General features: G+C 70.3%; 11 protein-coding genes and 1 pseudogene. 9 read left to right on the forward strand and 3 right to left on the reverse strand.

Features of this window, described 5'->3' with window-relative positions:
* Positions 1-915 precede the first annotated feature (915 nt).
* From ACZ3IC_RS28855 to ACZ3IC_RS28895, 9 genes and pseudogenes are all read left to right on the forward strand, one after another.
* On the forward strand, positions 916-2235 hold the full coding sequence (locus tag ACZ3IC_RS28855; RefSeq protein ID WP_467420835.1) for a hypothetical protein: 1320 nt from the start codon (positions 916-918) through the stop codon (positions 2233-2235).
* A gap of 29 nt (positions 2236-2264) precedes the next feature.
* Positions 2265-3811, forward strand: a pseudogene (locus ACZ3IC_RS28860) (ISL3 family transposase).
* A gap of 466 nt (positions 3812-4277) precedes the next feature.
* Entirely contained in the window at positions 4278-5468 is a 1191-nt protein-coding gene (locus ACZ3IC_RS28865) for a hypothetical protein (protein WP_467420838.1), read from the forward strand.
* A 424-nt stretch (positions 5469-5892) separates the two neighbouring features.
* Positions 5893-6324: a hypothetical protein gene (locus tag ACZ3IC_RS28870; protein WP_467420840.1), complete on the forward strand. Its 432-nt coding sequence runs from the start codon at positions 5893-5895 to the stop codon at positions 6322-6324.
* Between the two features lie 76 nt (positions 6325-6400).
* The gene (locus tag ACZ3IC_RS28875; protein WP_467420841.1) at positions 6401-6778 is read left to right on the forward strand and encodes a nuclear transport factor 2 family protein; all 378 of its coding nucleotides are present in this window, start codon (positions 6401-6403) and stop codon (positions 6776-6778) included.
* A gap of 512 nt (positions 6779-7290) precedes the next feature.
* The gene (locus ACZ3IC_RS28880) at positions 7291-8181 is read left to right on the forward strand and encodes a metallophosphoesterase family protein (protein ID WP_467420843.1); all 891 of its coding nucleotides are present in this window, start codon (positions 7291-7293) and stop codon (positions 8179-8181) included.
* Positions 8178-8723, forward strand: a complete 546-nt coding sequence (locus tag ACZ3IC_RS28885) for a 4'-phosphopantetheinyl transferase family protein (protein WP_467420845.1) — start codon at positions 8178-8180, stop codon at positions 8721-8723. The genes ACZ3IC_RS28880 and ACZ3IC_RS28885 overlap by 4 nt, the downstream gene beginning before the upstream one ends.
* A gap of 4 nt (positions 8724-8727) precedes the next feature.
* Positions 8728-8883 (forward strand): hypothetical protein, encoded by a 156-nt coding sequence (locus ACZ3IC_RS28890; RefSeq protein ID WP_467420846.1) that lies wholly within the window; start codon positions 8728-8730, stop codon positions 8881-8883.
* A 338-nt stretch (positions 8884-9221) separates the two neighbouring features.
* A complete protein-coding gene (locus ACZ3IC_RS28895) occupies positions 9222-9701 on the forward strand; it encodes a hypothetical protein (RefSeq protein WP_467420848.1) in 480 nt (159 codons plus the stop codon).
* A 148-nt stretch (positions 9702-9849) separates the two neighbouring features.
* On the opposite strand, the gene ACZ3IC_RS28900 is transcribed toward ACZ3IC_RS28895, so the two are convergent.
* The 3 genes from ACZ3IC_RS28900 to ACZ3IC_RS28910 are packed head-to-tail and all read right to left on the reverse strand — an operon-like array spanning position 9850 to position 17806.
* Positions 9850-13656 (reverse strand): SDR family NAD(P)-dependent oxidoreductase, encoded by a 3807-nt coding sequence (locus ACZ3IC_RS28900; protein ID WP_467420849.1) that lies wholly within the window; start codon positions 13654-13656, stop codon positions 9850-9852.
* Positions 13653-14498, reverse strand: a complete 846-nt coding sequence (locus tag ACZ3IC_RS28905) for a thioesterase II family protein (RefSeq protein ID WP_467420851.1) — start codon at positions 14496-14498, stop codon at positions 13653-13655. The genes ACZ3IC_RS28900 and ACZ3IC_RS28905 overlap by 4 nt, the downstream gene beginning before the upstream one ends.
* Positions 14495-17806 carry a non-ribosomal peptide synthetase gene (locus tag ACZ3IC_RS28910; protein ID WP_467420853.1) on the reverse strand — a complete coding sequence of 1104 codons (3312 nt, stop codon included), beginning with the start codon at positions 17804-17806 and terminating at the stop codon, positions 14495-14497. The genes ACZ3IC_RS28905 and ACZ3IC_RS28910 overlap by 4 nt, the downstream gene beginning before the upstream one ends.
* Positions 17807-17813: the final 7 nt, after the last annotated feature.

The raw sequence follows: 17813 nt of genomic DNA on the forward strand, positions 1-17813 counted from the left end.
GACTTTCTTCGCCGATCGTTGATCTATCAGGTGGTCCCGTTGCGCTGTTCAGCAGGGCTTGACGTACAGCTCAGGGGCCAAACGCAACGGTGTTGGCGCCATGTGTCTCCCCTGATCACTCATATGGAGTGGTTAGTCTCCTCTTCCGCGCTGGGCAGGGGGAGACTTATTGCGAAGAGAGCAAAAAAATGCGACCAACGCGCTCCTCTTCTACATTTCGCGGCTCTGACTGCTTCAGCTGATCAGCAGGGGCGCACTCCTCGCCGTGCAGTTCGCCGGATTCTTCGCACGGACACGGCTTTCCCGGCTCTTGCCGAGCGTCGTGAAACAGCTGCGCCTTGAGCGCGCTTCGTGGCCTCTGCCTCGTTGGCGGCCGCCTGGCTGGCCGACGTGCCCTAGCGGTGCCGCCGGACGACGTGTAGCACTTTCTCGACGTGCCCGGTTGACCACACAGATGTGGGTCGCGTCCTTCTCGTGGTTCAGCAGACGGGTGTGGTGGCGGGCTCGGACGAGGCACCCTTCGAGATGGGCGAGGGTGCTCTCCTCGTGCGACAGGATTTCGAGGTCCTGGTAGTACTGGGGGCGTGTTCCGCGCGGCGGGCGTCATCGGCAAGCCGGTCGACAAGCTCGGCGAGCAGACGGGGCCGGGTCGCGCGGACATCCACGTCGACGAGCGGCGTCCCTCATTTTCGGGCCGGCCGCCCGGATACCGGGCCCGGCATGGTCACCCTTGTCGTGTACATCGAGGACGACCGGCCGCTACTGGTTCCGCCGTTGGAAAACTACTGCCCGCGGGCGACTGGGGCAGCTAGTTTCAGGCGGTATGAGCAAGCATCTTCCCCTGCGTGAGGCCGTGTTGTCGTGGCTCGAGTACGCGGGCAGCTTTCGCCGACGCCCCAGTCCATCGTGGTACTGATGCTCCAGCCCCACTGGAAGGACGTGGAGAGAGCGCTGGCCGCCGCAGCGCCAAGGGAAGAGCACCCCGATCTCTACGCCAAGGTCAACGGAGACTGGGTCCCGGACCCCCGAACGCTGCTGGGGGAGTCGGGCCTGGGCGAGGCGGCACGTCTCATTGCCCAAGGCGCACCGGTCCCCGTCTCCGAGGTCGCGGATAACTTCGTCACCTTCTGCACCGGCCCGACGCCGGTCCACGAGCGATGGCTGCTCCTCAACGGCACCTTCCCCGAGGGAACACGGATTCCGCTGGGGCGGCACACCCTGCAGACCTTCACTGCGGACGAGCTCCGTCAGACGGTCCCGATGCCAGCGCTGAACGTCCTGCAGCGCCGGAGCCATGATCTCGGCCTGATCACCGGCGCACCGTTCCTCCATGTTCCTGATCCCGGCCGCACGGTCACCCGTCGACCGACCTGGTTCGACTTCACCGGCCCGCGCGCGGAAGCCCAGCACTGGCAGGCCCTCCTTCCACTGATGCTGTGGGACAGCGAGCTTCTCCGGGTGGCCTCGGTCTTCACCGTCGCGCGCGGACGACGCTTCGATCTGGACCCCAGAGATGTGCCGACCGCCATCCAGGTGTATGAAGGCCGGTACGGAAGAGAGGAAGAGGTCGAGGTCCGCGACACCGGCGACTTCCATGTCTCGGCCTCAGACCTCCCGGCCCTGACTGACTTCTGCACCGCTATCTCGGCGAAGATCGACGCGGTCATGTCAGGCGCGACCCACAAGCCAAGCATCCTCAACCGGCGCGCCCGGCGCCTCTTGGCCGCTTACCAGCGCACCTACACCGACTACGGCGTCTGGGAGGTGGAGGCCGACGAACTGTACCTCGACTACGTCATCGCCCTGGAAGCCTTGCTGATCAGCCCCAACGACAAACGCGAGGGCACCGCCGATAACATCCGCTCCCGCGCGTCCGCCCTGTTCCTCACCCCTGACCACCAAAATGAGGCCAAGGCCATCGTCAAGCGCGCCTACAAGGCCCGATCCACTTACGTGCACGGCGACGTGATCAAAGACCAGACAGAACAGGAGAAACTGAAAGAGCTGCGAACCCTCCGGCTCCTCACCCTGCAGATCATCCTGCGCTGGCTCGTCCTGACTCCTTCCGACACCGACGACCTAGCGCCCCTGCTCGATGCCGGCGCCCAGGGCACAGGCCGCGAACACCACATCAACCAGCCCCTGCGCGCCTTCTTCACCACCACCCCGCCACGCAGCCGGCCCGCCGACATCGGGTCTGTCAAACGAACGGCTCTGTCCCGTAATCGGTGGTGACGAAGGGTGACGGTCGTCGTTGTTCTGGTGTGCGTGATGTCAACGAGCTTGTGAGTGTGGTGTTTTCGGGGCTGTCAGCCCTCGTTGTCGAGGGTGTACAGGACGAGGGCGAGGTCATCCGGGTGTCTGCGCGGACCCGGGATGATCCGGTGCCGTGCCCGGCATGCGGGGCGCCGACGGCCAAGGTGCACGGCCTGCACGGCCGGACGCTCGTGGACGTGCCGGTGGACGGGCGGCGGGTCGTGGTGTCGGTGCGGGTTCGGCGTCTGGTCTGCCCGGTGCTGGGATGTCCGCGGCAGACCTTCCGCGAACAGGTGCCGGGCCTGGTGGAGCGCTACCAGCGCCGTACCCCACTCCTCGCCCGCCAACTCGGCTTCGTAGTCAAGGGTTAGCCGGCCGGGCGGGTGCCCGCCTGTCCCGTGCCTGGGGCTGCGGCATCTCTCGTTCGACGGCTCTGCGCCTGCTCACGCGCCTGCGGACACCACCGCCACGTGTGCCGCGGGTGATCGGCGTCGACGACTTCGCCCTCAAGCGCCGGCACCGCTACGCCACCGTGATCATCGACGCCGAGACCGGCGAGCGGATGGACGTCCTGCCCGACCGCACCGCCCCGACCCTGGTCACCTGGCTGCGCGAGCATCCCGGGGTCGAGTACGTGTGCCAGGACGGCTCCGCCACCTACGCTGAGGCCATCCGCCAGGCTCTGCCCGAAGCGGTGCAGGTCAGCGACCGGTGGCACCTCTGGTCCAACCTGTGCGGCAAGGTCCTGGCCGAAGTCCGCTCCCACGCGGCCTGCTGGGCAACCGCCGTGAACCCCGCCCGGCCCGGAGGCGTACGCGAACAGACCACCCGCGAGCGGTGGCAGCGCGTCCACGACCTGCTCGGCCAAGGCGTCGGCCTGCTCGAATGCGCCCGCCGCCTCGATGTCGCCCTGAACACCGTCAAGCGGTACTCCCGCATGAAGGAGCCCACCGGGGACCGCCGCGCACCCCGCTACAAGCCCACGCTCGTCGACCCCTACCGCGACCACCTGCGCACCCGCCGCGCCGCGGACCCGGCCGTCCCCGTCCTCCAGCTCTTCCGGGAGATCAAGGAGTTGGGCTACACCGGCAGCCTCAACCTGCTCTACCGCTACATCACCCAGGGTCGCGCCGAGGGCGACAAGCCGGTCACCACCCCGCAGCGCTTCGCCCGTCTCCTGCTCACACGCCCGGAGAACCTGCGTGACAAGGACACCGCGCTACTGCGAGAACTCACCGGAACCTGCCCCGAAATGACCGAACTCGCCTCCCTCGCCGGCAAGTTCGCCCAGCTACTGGCCCCGGCGGAGGGCAACTATGCCAAACTCACCAACTGGATCACTACGGTTCGCACCGCTGACCTGCCCCACCTGCCCCACCTGCACTCCTTCGCGAACGGCCTCGAGCTCGACCGCGCCGCCGTCGACGCCGGCCTCACCCTCCCGTACCACAACGGCCGCACCGAGGGCGTCAACACACGAACCAAACGGATCATGAGGCAGATGCATGGCCGAGCCGGGTTCCCCCTGCTCCGCCACCGCATCCTCCTCCAGTGATCACTACACAGCGCTACCACCGATTACGGGACAGATCCGTTCGTACAGACCCGTCTCGGTTGTCCAACGTCAGCACCTCGTCCCAGAGCGCATCCGTGAGGGGGACGGTCATGACGTCGGGAGCTGTCTTCGCCGTGGTGTTCGCGGTGCTGCTCGCCTCTCATGCCCGGGGGACCCTTGCTGGCAGCGGGGCAGGCAGGCTCTGCGGCCAAGTCCGTCTTGTCGTCGGACCGGTTGTCAGTGGCTTGCGGCATGATGCGGGGCATGTGACGGCCCGTCCGACCGAGGGTTTTCGAGGTCGTTGGCTATATGGGGAGGGGTGCTGTGCGCAGGCCGGTCACAGGCGAGGTGCACGTTCACTACGGTCAGATCTACGCCGAGAGCGATCCGGACAATGCGATCCCGGACCTCTCCGAGGCGTTCGCAGGCCAGAGCGGGGGGGCTGTGCGGGGCGGCGGTCCCGGGTGTGCTCTGGCTGATCACCGGGCTGCACACGGGCAACGTTGGCTTCGTCGTGGAGGTCCACGACGAGGATCCTCCGCTGGACCCGGTCTGGGAGGACGTGGTGGAGGTGTCCTTCCGCCCGGTGTCGGAAAGCACCAGTTTGGTGCAGTGGGCGGGCGAGGTCGCGTGGGACCTGAATCTCGCCCGGACCGACTACCGGGTGCGGTATTGCGCCCAGGGGATGGACGAGGGACGGAAGCTCGTCACCAGAGTGTCCGGGGAGCCACAGGCGGACAGCTACCTCCTGCAGTTCTGGCCCGCGCCGCCTCGCGCAGACCGCGTGGTCCGCCAGACCTCACAGAGCGCCGCCTACTGGCACCGCTACGCGCGCGAACTTCCACCACGGGCCACACCGGAGCAGCGCGCCGAGACCGAACGCCTGGCCCGTCAGGCGGAGGAGCGGGCCGCCGAGGAGCGGCGACTGCACCACGAGCGATGGGAGTGGGGCGGTCGGCTGCCGAGCGAGGGGCTGCGCGGCGTCGGCGGCAATGTCCGCGGTCTGCTCCGCTTCGACAGCGATCTGGTGCACGCGCTTGATACCGCGGGTTCCGAGGTCCAGCGCGCGGTGGCATCGTTGGCCGCCCGGCGGGCTTGCGAGGCGGCGGGCCTGATCGGCGTTTCGTGGGTCACCCAGGCACTCACCGCGTTGACGGAGAGACGTCCGCTGCCGCCGCCGTTCGACGACACGGCCCGGATGTGGGAGGCCCTGCGCTCCGATCCACAGGTCCCGAGGCGGTCGGTGCTCAAGGCGGTACCTCCCGAGCGGCCGCCATACCGTCCACAGACGCCCCCGGCGGCGGCTGGGTGGACGTGGCTCCCGGCCGCGGAGTCGGGGGACAACGGGCGGAGGCGGCGGGGCCTCGGCCGGGCGTTGGGTGCGTTCGTACCGACGGTGCCTGCCGGCGGCAGGCCGACACCGACCGAGGGTGTGGGGCACGGCACGGCGGCGGTGCACGCCTCCGGCACTCCGCGCGGCCCCGAGCGGATCTCACAGCCGCACTTCGCTCTTCCCGCCGTGCTCGCCGCCGCCGGGCCCGACCCGCTGAAGGCGGCGCTGGACGCGGTGTGGCACGCGGTGGGCACGTACGGCGAGCACTACCCAGAGCTGCTGGAGGAAATCTGGTCGACGTGCGCCGACCAGGTGGAGGAGTAGGCAGACCTGCTGTCCTGCCGTCGGTGCTTCCCGGTAACGGGCTTCAAGCTCCGACAGCATTGAGCCTGAGTGAGCCCGGCCGGAAGCCCATCAGGTCACCCCACTGTTCTTGCGACGCGTCTCCGGGGCGCACCCTTGGATGGTCCTGACCGGCAGTGGTCAGTTCGCGAAGAACCCGCAGCGCCGATACTCGGGTGAGCAATAGTCCCCGAGTTCCGCGTTCGTTCGTGGCTCCCTGGCGCTGCTGAGAGTGCCTGGACTTGGATCTGTTACCTCTTCCGGGTGACCGCAGGCCGTTCTGACCCAACCTCGTCCGTAGTGCGCAACCCTCATTCCTCTCGGGATTCCTTCAGTCTGGGTGAAGTCGTGGAGGCGTGGGTGGGCTCTGGCCGTAGTACGCGATCTGCGCGAGTACCGGGCGCCGGTGAGCGAGGAGGATCTCGTCGAGTCCGAGACCGATGTGCTGGCGGGGTTCGTGCTCGCGCGGGCATCGGCCGGTCTGGTCGACAGCACCATCCGCAACGACACCAACCATCTGGACCTGATCCGCGACTGGTTCGGCCGTCCGCTGTGGGAGATGGAGCCGGCCGACGCTGACGTCTACTTCGGCAAGGTGCTTCGCGACGCCAAACCGTCGACCCGCACCGGCCGGGCTGGCGCGTTGGCGGTGTTCTTCCAGTTCCTTGAGCTGCGGCACAAGGTCGAGCTGCACAACCTCACCGGCCGTGTGGTCGAGTGCCCGCTGGACGAGATGAACCGGCCCCGGGCTGCGGTGGAACCGCAGCTGCGTATCCCGCCCAGCGAAGCAGAGATCGAGGAACTGTTCGCCGGGTGGCGCGAGGAGCTAGTGCTGTGACCGGGATGGTTCACCGTGGTCGGGAGACGGCTCACGGGACGAGCGCGGTCCGCGAGGCGAGTGGTATTACTGGTGCATGCAGGAAGAGACCGCGCGGTCCGCGATCGACACGTTCATCTCCGCGTTCAACGCCTCGGCCGACAGCTATGTGACTGCGCTGCTCTCCCAGGCCCTAACCTCGGACGTGGTCTTCTGGGGACCGTTGGGCCGCAGTGAGGGTATCGAGGCGGTCGAGCGGTTCGTGCTGGACATCCGGCGCCACCCCGCGGGGACCGGCACGATGGTGCGCTGTTCGGCGGTGGACATGCCGGACGAGTGGGCCCGGTACCAGTGGGTCTTCACGACGCCGGATGGAGGCCCCCGCCTGGCGGGAACGGACGTCGTCCATCTGCGGCGGAGCCTCATCGACCAGGTCATCGTCTTCGCGGGGGAGATCGAGCCGTCCGCCTCCTGAGTCATTCTCCTCTGGCGCCGTCCTTCTCCTGAACCGGCCCCGTTCGGGGCTCCGGGTCTGCCCAGCCGAGATCATCTTCACAACGCTTCGGTCGTCCGCGCTTGGCCACGAGCGGACCGATGATGCGCTGTGGCTGTGTACACCCCACTTCCGACCCCGCCGCCACCTGATGACCGCTCCCAGCTACCGAGCCGAGATGACCACCGCTTCACCATCTGGGACCAGGTCACCGGCGCCGCCGACCAGCCCGCCGCAGCCTGAGCACCAGCCCGAAACCCGACCCCCGCCACGCCCCGACTCGCCGTCAGGCACTCACACACCCAACAACGTGACAGCGCCCCTGACGACTCTCATCGGTCGGGAGCCGGCGGTGGCACCGGTTCTTCGGGTCGCGGGTACCGCGCGAACGGGAGCCGATCCCCTCGCCCGGGTTCGGAGCTGACATACGACATCTGCTCGTACACTATGAGTGTGGTATGTCAGCGAAGTCTCCGTGAGAGAGAAGGCGGCATGTGCCTGGAACGAACAGTGCGGTCGTGCGTATCGGCGGTGATGCTGTGACGAACCTCTTCGCGGTCAGTGACCTGCATGTTCAGTACCCGGAAAATCGCAGGATCGTCGAGGAGCTGCGACCGGAGTCGGACGACGACTGGCTTCTGGTCGCCGGGGACGTCGGTGAAATCACTGCAGACATCATCGACACGATGAAGACTCTGTGCGATCGCTTCGGGACCGTCGTCTGGGCGCCGGGAAACCATGAACTGTGGACACCTCCGGGGGACCCGGTGCAGCTCCGGGGCCAGGCACGCTACTCGTACCTGGTCGACGTGATGCGCGACATGGGGGTGTTCACGCCGGAGGCCCCGTACCCGCTCTGGGAGGGTCCGGAAGGGCCGGTCGCGGTCGCGCCGCTGTTCGTCCTGTACGACTACACGTTCCGGCCGCCCGGTGCCCGCAACAAGGAGGAGGCGCTGAACGCCGCCTACCAGGCGGGTGTGGTCTGTTCCGACGAGTATTTGTTGCATTCTGATCCGTATCCCAGCCGTGACGCCTGGTGCAGGGCCCGGCTGGAGTACACGCGCGCACGACTGGACGCGATCGATCCCGCACTGCCCACCATTCTCGTCAACCACTTCCCGTTGGTCCGCGAGCCCACCCGAATACTGCGCTACCCGGAGTTCGCCCAGTGGTGCGGGACGGAGGGGACCGCCGACTGGCATGTGCGGTACCGGTCGGTCAGTGTCGTGTACGGGCATCTCCACATACCCCGCACGATGGAATGCGACGGGGTTCCGCACCGGGAGGTCTCCCTCGGGTACCCGCGGGAGTGGCGCCGTCGTCCCGCGCCGCCGCAGGGACTCGCGCGCATCGTTCCCGCCTCGGTGATGGAGAGGTCCGCATGACGGTCACCCCTGTCGCGGGCCGACTGCTGAAAGGGGTGCTTCCGCCGGAGATCGTCCTGGAGGAGCTGTTCGCCGACCCCGAGGCCGAGTTGTTCCCGGAGGAAGCCGAGCTCGTGACCGGCTCCGACGCCGGGCGACGGAGAGAGTTCGCCACCGTCAGGCTCTGCGCACGCAGGGCACTCGTGCGGCTGGGGCTCGAACCCGGCCCGATTCTGCCCGCCGCGGACGGCCCGCCCTGGGCCCGCCGCGCCCCGCGCTGGCCTGACGGCGTCGTCGGCAGCATGACGCACTGCGAGGGCTACCGGGCGGCGGCAGTGGCACGCGGGAGAGCGGTCGCCTCGGTCGGCGTGGACGCCGAGCCGAACCTGCCGCTGCCCGGGAAGATCGTGGACACGGTGATGCTGCCCGAAGAGCGGGACACGGTGTCCCGGCTCTCCGCGTCGCATCCCGAAGTCGCCTGGGACCGCCTGGTGTTCAGCGCGAAGGAGAGTGTCTTCAAGACGCGGTACCCCCCTCACTCGACGATGGCTCGATTTCCCTGAGTGCGTGATCAGCCCCGACCCCGAACTCGGTACCTTCACCGGAACGCTGCGCGTGCCCGGGCCGGTGGTCGCCGGCGTGCGCATCGACCGGTTCGCCGGGCTGTGGCGGACCTCGGCCGGACCGGGGGAAGGGCACCTGGCCACAGCCGTTGTCGTGTAGGGGCCTCGACTCGCTCGTGTTTTCGGTGCGATGACCCCGCGCGAGGCCGCGTGGTCATCGACCGGGACGACCCGGACATGCCCGGTCGTCTCATCGTATGGGACGGAACTCGTCGGTGCCGGGGGGCGTATCCTAGTGGATCGGTGGAGTGTTTGTGAGCCATTTATTGACTTGGTTGTAGCTTTTCAAGTCAGAAGGTAGCTATAGTCGAAACTGCGAATAGCCCTCACATGACGGGGTTGGAGGCAGTCATTCGCGTGTGGCTCCACGCAGGTCGCATCCTCGCCCTCGTTGCCCGCGCGAGTGACGATCAGAGGGACCATGATTGCAGGTGTTGTATGAGATGGACCATTACTGTCGAGGCGTCCGGTGCGGGCGCCGAAGAGGAACCGGCGAAGATCACCGCAGTGATGCAGAGCGTTCCCGGTGGGCCGCCGCGCATAGTTGAGCTGGTGGTCCGGGCCTCGGAAGAAGGTGGGATCCCACCACGAGCGGCACTCGACATCGACTTCGAGATGCTGGCTCAAGCAGTGAGCGGGGTCACCGCCCCGTCCTCCGCCCGCTCCCTGAGCAGACCGGAGAGCCACAAGCATGCAACGGTGTCTGCTCCTCCGATCGAGCAGCAGACGGAACGCCCCTACCGCAAGATGCCCGGTGCGGAAGAGGTGAAGGCGGTCTTCATCAAGACCAGCAGCGTGGGCAAGGTGGCACAGCACTACGGTGTCCCCCGCTACACCGCACAGGCGTGGGTGGACAGGCTGCGTCGTATGGGCCACCTGGACGACGGGAAGCCGAGCACCCGACGGGCGCGCGGCTGACAACGCGAGCAAGACAGCAAGACACTGGCACGATGATGACGAGCGTATGTGTCCGCCTGCGGAATTCAGGTGCCGCCGAGGAGCATTCGCGAGATCTTCACGCCAGACGTGCCTCCCGGGCCACCCACAGCCCGGGAGGCACCCCTGGTCAGCCGGCGATACCGGCAGCCAGGGAGCGGACCGTCGGCGACTCGTAGAGCGAGCCCACGGTGACCCGGTCGCCCAGCAGCTCGCTCAGCGCCTCCGCCAGCTGCACCGCCCTGATCGAGTCGCACCCCAGACCGAAGAACGAATCGTCCCGGCCCACTCGGGACACCCCGAGCACCTCGGCCGCGGCCTTGGCCACCAGCACTTCCAGCTGCCCGTCGGGCGCCACATAGCCGGTGGCACCCGCGCCGAGAGCCGCCAGGACGGCCGCCGGATCGGGGGAGCCACCGCGGTCGCGCTCGATCCGTGAGGTCACCACCACCCGGGCGAAGATTCCCCGACCGGCCAGTCGGGCCGACACCGCGGCCCGCACGCGCGAAGCCTCCTCGCCCGGCTCGGGCACCACGGCCACCGCGATGGTGCCGCCCCGCAGTTGGTCCGCCGCCAGGAACGTCTTGATCTGCTCGTTCGCCGGCTCCGCACCGATCAGCAGGTGCACCGCTCCGGAGCGCAGGGCGCCCAGCAGTGCCAGCGTGCCCTGGGCCGGATCGATCAGAGTCAGCCCGCGATGCCGGGCCGCCGCGACCAGCGGACTGCCCTGGTTCATCCCCGGACCGTCCCACATGCTCCAGGCCAGACTCTGCGTCCGCCGGCCCGTGGCCGCCCAGCGCTGGGCCCAGCCGTCCACCACCGCGTTGGCCGCCGCGTAGGCACCGAATCCGGTGCCGCCGAAGAACCCGTTCACCGAAGAGAACAGCACCACCGCGGTGTCCGGGCGCGTGGCCAGCAGCCCGTCCACGGCCACACATCCACCGGCCTTCGGGCGCAGCATCCGGTCCAGCCACTGCGCGGACTCGGTCCGCAGCTCGTGGTCCGACAGCGACTCCCACTGCGCCGCGACCGGGGCTCCGGCAAGGTGCAGCACCAGGTCGAGCCTCCGGCCCCAGGAGGCCTCCGCCTCCGCCACCTCGCGGGCCAGCGCGTCCGGGTCGGCGACGTCGACGGCGCGGTAGCGGACCTCACCGACCGCGGACAGGATCTCCAGAGCCTCCCGGGCCTCGGGCTCCAGTCGCGTCTGCGGGGTCCGCCCGACGATCAGCAGCCTGGCCCCGTGCGCGACCACCAGGTGCTCCGCCACGGTCCGCCCCAGGCCGCCGAGCCCGCCGGTGAGCAGACAGGTCCCGCCACGGGGCAGTACATCGGTGGGCACGTCGAAGACCTCCGGCAACGACACCGTGCGGAGCCGCTGGCGCAGCGGCTCGCCGTCGCGCACGGCGACCACGTCGCTCTCGTGCTGCAGCCCCGCGAGCGCGGCCAGTTCGGCGGCGTCGGCGTCCGCTGGGGCGTCGATCATCGCCGCACGGGCGAGCAGCCGCTCCGAGCGCGCGGTACGCACCAGAGCGGTCAGCCCAGCCCTGCCCGGCACCACCAGGTCGCCGGGGGCCGTCTGCGCGCCGCCCCGGGTCAGCACGGTGAGTTCGGCGTCGGGACGTACCCGCGACAGAGCCGACGCCACGGCAAGGAACTGCGCCGGTACTCCGCCGTCCCCGTCGGAGGGCGCCGCGGCGGGGTCCCCGGCGGCCACGAACAGCACCTGCGGCACCAGGCCGCGCCCCTCCCCGGCCCGGTCGTCCGTGAGCTGCTCGCGGAGTCCCTCGAAGGTCTGCTCCAGGGCCCGGGCGAGCTCCACGGGGTCCGTGCCGACCGGGACACGGGCATCGGTGACCCGGTCCAGCCAGTCGGGGACGACACCGACGCCTGCGGCACAGGCGACCAGTGGACCGGGCGGCCGCTGCCGCAGCGGCGTCCCGGCCGGTTCCCAGGTGACCGCCAGTGCCGCGATTCCCGCCTCGTCGCCCGACGCACCGTCAGGGACGGCGTCGTCCCCCTCACCGCCGTAACAACGATCGTCGAAGCGCCCGTCACGCCAGCCTTCGAGCAGTTGCTCGCGCTGCACCTTCCCGCCGTTCTGCCGGGGGAACTCCTCGCCCGTCACCGGAACCAGATAGGCGGGGCGCAGGGCCAGGTCGCGGGCGAGGGCGGAGCGGATGGCGTCCACCAGGGCGGGTACGTCGTCGCTGTCGGGCACGAAGAAGATCACCAGGGCATCGGTGCCGGTCTCCTCGTCGGGCACTCCGGCCACCGCGGAGCAGGCGGGCAGCACGCCGGGGACCTGTTCGACCACCGCCTCGATCTCGTGTGCGGGGAAGTTGGCCCCGTTGACGATCACCATGTTCTTCTGCCGACCGGTGAGGAACAGCCGGCCGTCGCGCAGGAACCCCAGGTCACCGGTGTCGAACCAGCCGTCGTCCGTGAAACTCTCCCGGTTTGCCCGCTCGTTGTGGGCGTAGCCGTTCAGCACGGTGTGGCCCGACACGTGCAGCCGGCCGACCACGCCCTGGGGGTGGACCTCACCCTCAGGGCCCACGATCCGGAGCGCCACTCCGGGCACCGGGGCGCCGACCTCCGTCACCACCACCGCGCCCGGGGTGCCCACCGGCAGCTCGCGCAGTGCGCCGTCCAGCGAGGAGGGATCCAGCGAGACGGTGCCGGCCGCCGGGTCGTCACGGTGCATGCGCGTGTACGTCACCCCGGACGAGGTCTCCGACATGCCCCAGCAGGGCACCATCGCGTCGGCGGGCAGAGCGTGCGGGCCGAGCAGTTCCACGAAGCGGCGGGCGGTACGGGCCACCACGGCCTCGGCGGCGTTGCAGATGTTGGTCAGGCGGCTCAGATCCCAGGATCCGGCGGCGATCTCCTCCGCGTGCCGGCACACCAGCGAGAACGCGAAGTTCGGCGCCCAGGTGTTGGTGGCCCGGAACCGGTCCAGAACGTCCAGCCACAGGAGCGGTCTGCGGATCACCGACTCCGTCCGCACGTTGACGTGCTCACAGGTCAGGAACACATCCCGGAGATTGAACATGATCATGCCGCCGACGTGGTCCAGCGGCATCCAGTTCAGCGAGACCTCGTCCTCGGTGAACCCGTTCGCGGCGATCGCCGCATAGCTCCGCGCGACGATGGTGCGATGGCGGTGCTGCACGCACTTGGGCGTGCCGGTGCTGCCGGAGGTGAGCAGGTTGACGATCAGCGCGTCAGGGTCGGGCACCGTCCAGTCGGCCGGTTCCGGATCGGGCAGGGTGTCGGCGGCCAGCACCCGCAGGCCCTCGCCGCCGGGCAGTCGCCCGGCCAGGGAGCGTACGCCGTCGAGCAGTCCGGGATCGGCGACGACCGGTGGGTGGCCGAGCAGCTCCCAGGCCGCGACGAGTTTGCGCACCGCCGCGTTGTCCGTGGCGTACTCCGGCGCGGGGGCCACCGGGGTGGGCAGGAACCCGCCCAGTACGCAGGCCCACCAGGCGGTGACGAAGGTCCGGCTGTCGGCGCACTGCAACAGCACGGTGTCGCCTGGAGCCAGGCCGTGACGACGCAGACCGCCCAGCATGCGGCGGGCCTCCTCGTACAGCTCGGCGTAGGTCTGCCGCTCGCTGCCGCCGTCCGGCAGTACGTAGGTGGTGCCGCGGCAGGGGGCCACCCGCGCGGCCCGGGCCAGCGCCTCGGGCAGCGTCGCCACCGCGTCCGGCGGCAGGACCGGCTCGGGGCCGTGAACCAGCGCCGGCCGGTCGGCGGGGATGGCGGTGCCGGAAGGTACGCCGCCGGTGCCCGGCCCGGACGCCCGGCCGGCGCCGGGGGAGCGCAGCCGCCGGTCGTACACGGCGGCTGCGTCCCGGACACCGTCGGCGCCAGCCGCGATTCCGGCGATGGCGTCCAGCGGCAACCGAGTGGTGGAGGTGCTGGTGGTGATGCTCACGCGGGTGTCCTTCCGTTCGGGGCGGTCAGCGAACCGGCAGCGTCGGTCTGCGGCAGGGCGGGCAGCTGGCCGCCGATCTCGCGGGCCGCTTCAGGAGTCAGTCCGACGACGAAGTAGTGACCGCCCTCGACGCTCACGCCGGTGCGCCCCACCTCGGTCTGTTCGGCCCAGCCGGCCAGGGCCGGCTCGCTCACCGAGCCGTTCAGGCCGCGGACCGTGGTGATCGGGACCGGCAGCGGGGGACGCTGCCGGTGCCGGTAGTTCTCCCAGAGCTCGAAGTCGCTGCGCAGCACCGGCAGCAGGAACTCCAGCAGCTGCGCGTTACGGGCCACCGCCTCCGGCAGTCCGCCGCGCTCGTCGACCTCGGCGACGAGCTCCGCGTCCGGCAGCCGGTGCAGCGGCCGCGCCGGCGGCGGCGCCTGCGGGGCGGGCTGCTCGCCGACGATCAGCCGCTGCGGCCAGGTCCCGAACCGGCGGCCCATCTCGTGCGCGATCTCGTATGCGAGGAGCCCGCCCGCGCAGTGCCCGTACAGCACGTACGGCATGGTCGTGTACGGGCGCAGGGCGATCGCGCAGGCGGTGACCAGCGCGTCGACGCGGGCCGGCGGCTCCTCCCGGGACCGGTCCTCGCGCCCGGGCAGCTGGAGCGCCAGGGTCTCCACCCAGGGGGGCATCAGTGCCGCCATCCGCTGGTAAACGGACGCCCCGCCCCCGGCGAACGGCAGACAGATCAGCCGCACCCGGGCGCCTTTCCGGGGCACCCGGCGCACCCAGGCCGAGTCCATGGCGAAGCTCACCGGTCCGATGTCCGAGGGCGCCTTCACGGGGCCGCCCGCGCTCATCGCGCCGCCTTCCCGTCCAGCTCGGCGGCCAGCTCGGCGAGTTCGTCGTCGCTGCGCCCCTCCACCAGCTCCAGCGCCTCGGCCAGCGCGTCCCGCTGCGCCCCCCGGCCCGTCTGCGCCGCGTCGACGAGCGCGGCCAGGCCGGCCACGGTGGGGTCGGAGAAGAAGTCGGCGATCGGCAGTGCCACCCCGAACACCGAGTTCACCCGGGAGGACAGCTGGATCGCCTGCAGACTGGTGCCGCCCGCCGCGAAGAAGTTCACGTGGTTGCCGACACGGGCGCCCAGCAGGGGGGCGAACACCTCCTTGCGCATGGTGCGCTCGGTGGGCGTGCTGTTCTCCTCGTCGGCCTCTGAGAGTTCGTCCACGGCGGCGAACTCCACGGCGGGCAGCCGCCGCCGGTCGATCTTGCCGCTCGGGGTGAGGGGGACAGCGTTCAGCGGCACCAGTACGGAGGGCACCATCGCGGCCGGCAGCCGGCCGGCCACTGCGGAGCGGATCGTGTCCAGCTGCAGCTCACCGGGCCGCTCCGGCACCACGTACGCCATCAGCAGGGCGCCCGTGCGCGGGTCGGCGGCCACCTCCGCCACCGCCTGGGCGACCCCGTCCACGGCCTGCAGCGCGGCCTCCACCTCGCCCAGCTCGATCCGTACGCCACGGACCTTGACCTGCCGGTCGGCCCTGCCGACGAAGCACAGGTCCCCGGTCTCGTCCCAGAAGGCCAGGTCACCGGTGAGGTAGCGGCGCGATCCGGGCGGGCCGTCCGGATCGGGCCGGAAACGGTCGGCGGTCAGGTCGGGCCGCCCCAGGTAGCCGCGCGCCACCCCCAGGCCGGCGATGGCGAGTTCACCGACCGCGCCGGGCGGGAGCACACCCGAACCGGCACCGTCCACCACATAGGCGCGGTGGTTGGCCATGGCCCGGCCGATCGGGGGAGAGGCGGTCCACTCGCCCTCGCACCGCTTGGCCACCACGGTCACCGTGGTCTCTGTCGGGCCGTAGCCGTTCCAGAAGTCCCGGCCGCGGGCCCACCGGGTGGTGAGCTCACCCGTGAACGCCTCGCCACCCACGAACGCCACCCGGAGATCGGGGTAGCCGTCCGGGGCGAGCAGCTCCATGATCGCCGGGGGCAGGTCGATGACGGTGATCCGCTGCTCGCGCAGCACCGAGTCGAGGGCGTCCACGGAGCGCCGCTGGTCCTCGTCCAGTACGTACAGCACGGCGCCGCTGAGCAGCGACCCGAAGATCTCGAACACCGAGACGTCGAACCCGGGCGAGGCGAAATGAAGGACCCGGTCCTCGGGGGTGAGGTCGAACATCTCCCGTACGGTCCGGGTGAAGTTGGCCGCGTTGCGGTGCTCGACCACCACGCCCTTGGGCCGGCCGGTGGAGCCCGAGGTGTAGATGACGTACGCCGCGGAGGCGGGTGGCACGACGACCGGGGTGTGCCGCTCACCCGTCCGGGGCCCGTCCTGCGGGTCGGGGCCGACGACCAGGCGCAGCGGCTGCGGCACCCGGTCCTCCGTGCCGGGGGAGACCACCACGGTCCGGGCCCCGGTGTCCTCCAGGATCACCGCAAGCCGCTCGTCGGGCTGGCCGGCGTCCACCGGCACGTAGGCGCCACCGGCGCGCAGCACGCCGAGTACGGAGGCGAGCAGCGCCGGGCCACGCTCCATCACCACCGGTACGAGGTCGCCGAGGCCGACCCCGGCCGCCGTCAGCCGCTCCGCGATGTGCCCGGACCAGGCGTCGAGTCCGCCGTAGGTCAGCGTGCCGTCCTGCCAGACCAGCGCGGTGTTGTCCGGGGTGGCCGCGGCGACCTGCGCGAACAGTTCGTGCAGCGGGGTCTCGAGCGGCGCGCCGATCGGAGCGTTCCACTGCTTCCGTACGGTCGCGCGCTCCTGCACGGTGCCCAGCGGGGCGTCTCCGAGCGGTCGTTCCGGCTGCTCGCAGAGCGCGCCCAGGGTCTGCAGGAAGCGGTCCAGGAGGCGGGCGGCCGTGGCCCGTCGGTACAGCGAGGTGGCGAAACGTATCGCCACGGTGGGCTGCCCCCCGCCGTCGTGGACCTCCAGCGTGAGCTCGAAGGTCCCGGCACCGGCGTCGACCTGCTCGCAGCCGATCAGGACCCCGTCCGCCTCGACCGGTCCGGTGCTCTCACCGGTCGTGGTGAAGCCGATCTGGACCAGGGGCAGCCGACCGACGTCCGGCTCCACCCCGAGCGCGTCCAGGATCAGCTTGAACGGCAGGGTGGAGTGCTGCCGGCCGTCCCGGCGGGCGTCGCGTACGCGGGCCACCACGGCGGCGAAGCTGTCCGCCTCGTCCAGTTCGACCCGCAGCGGCAGCAGGTTTCCGATGTCGCCGACCAGCCGGTCGGCGTCGTGCGGTCCCGTCACGTCGTACGGCAGCCCGACGGTGAGGTCCCCGCGGGCGGTGTGCCGGGCGATCACGACGAGGAAAGCGGCAAGCAGGACGTCCTGCCGCTCGGTGTTTCCCTGGGCCAGGCCGTCGGCGGCGGCCGCCAGTCCGGGCGGCAGCGGCAGCCGGACCACGTCGCTGCTCAGGTCGATGAGCCGCGGACGGGGGGAGTCGGCCGGCAGTTCCGTGCCCTCCCAGCCGGCCAGGGTGCTCCGCCAGTACTCGGTGGTCTCGCGGGCGCAGTCCTGCTCGCACCAGTCCCGCTGCCAACTCGCGTACCGGCCGAAGTCCACCGGCTCATGGATCCACTTCGGTGCCTCGCCGGCCGTCCGGGCGCGGTAGGCATGGGCCAGATCGCCCTGGAGCACCCGCGCCGAGCGTGGGTCCATGACGATGAGGTGACTGGTCAGCACCAGCAGATGCCGCTCGGGGGTGGCCCGCAGCAGCCGGAAGCGCACCATCGGGCCGGAGTTGAGGTCCAGTCTGCGGCGCAGCTCGCCCTGCACCACCTCGTCCGCGCGCGGGCGCAGCCGCTCCTCGGGTACGTCCTCGACCTCCAGTCGGACCTCGGGCACCGACTTCACCTGCTGGGTGCCCCGGGTGTCCTCGTCCGGGAACGTCGAGCGCAGCACGGTGTGCCGCTGCAGCAGATCGGCCAGTGCGGCGCGCAGCGCCTCCTGGTCGAGCGGGCCCTCGATCGGGAAGGCGAAGCCGAGCCCGTAGGCCAGGCTGCTGGGGGCGAACCGGTCGAACAGCCACAGCTGTTCCTGCCGGTACGACAGAGGTGCGGAGCGGACGCCGGCGGAGACATCCTCCAGCCGAGCCAACAGCGCGTCCCGGCGCTCCCCCGGGAGCTGGCGCAGTCGACGAAGCAACTCGCTCTGTTGACTCATGCCACTG

The sequence above is a fragment of the Streptomyces sp. NPDC002958 genome, from assembly GCF_055563255.1.

Excerpts from the sequence above, each read along its gene's own strand:
- ACZ3IC_RS28885 (WP_467420845.1), top strand. The coding sequence starts at position 8,178 with ATGACGGTCACCCCTGTCGCGGGCCGACTGCTGAAAGGGGTGCTTCCG.
- ACZ3IC_RS28910 (WP_467420853.1), bottom strand. The coding sequence starts at position 17,806 with ATGAGTCAACAGAGCGAGTTGCTTCGTCGACTGCGCCAGCTCCCGGGG.
- ACZ3IC_RS28855 (WP_467420835.1), top strand. The coding sequence starts at position 916 with ATGCTCCAGCCCCACTGGAAGGACGTGGAGAGAGCGCTGGCCGCCGCA.
- ACZ3IC_RS28895 (WP_467420848.1), top strand. The coding sequence starts at position 9,222 with ATGAGATGGACCATTACTGTCGAGGCGTCCGGTGCGGGCGCCGAAGAG.
- ACZ3IC_RS28905 (WP_467420851.1), bottom strand. The coding sequence starts at position 14,498 with ATGAGCGCGGGCGGCCCCGTGAAGGCGCCCTCGGACATCGGACCGGTG.
- ACZ3IC_RS28875 (WP_467420841.1), top strand. The coding sequence starts at position 6,401 with ATGCAGGAAGAGACCGCGCGGTCCGCGATCGACACGTTCATCTCCGCG.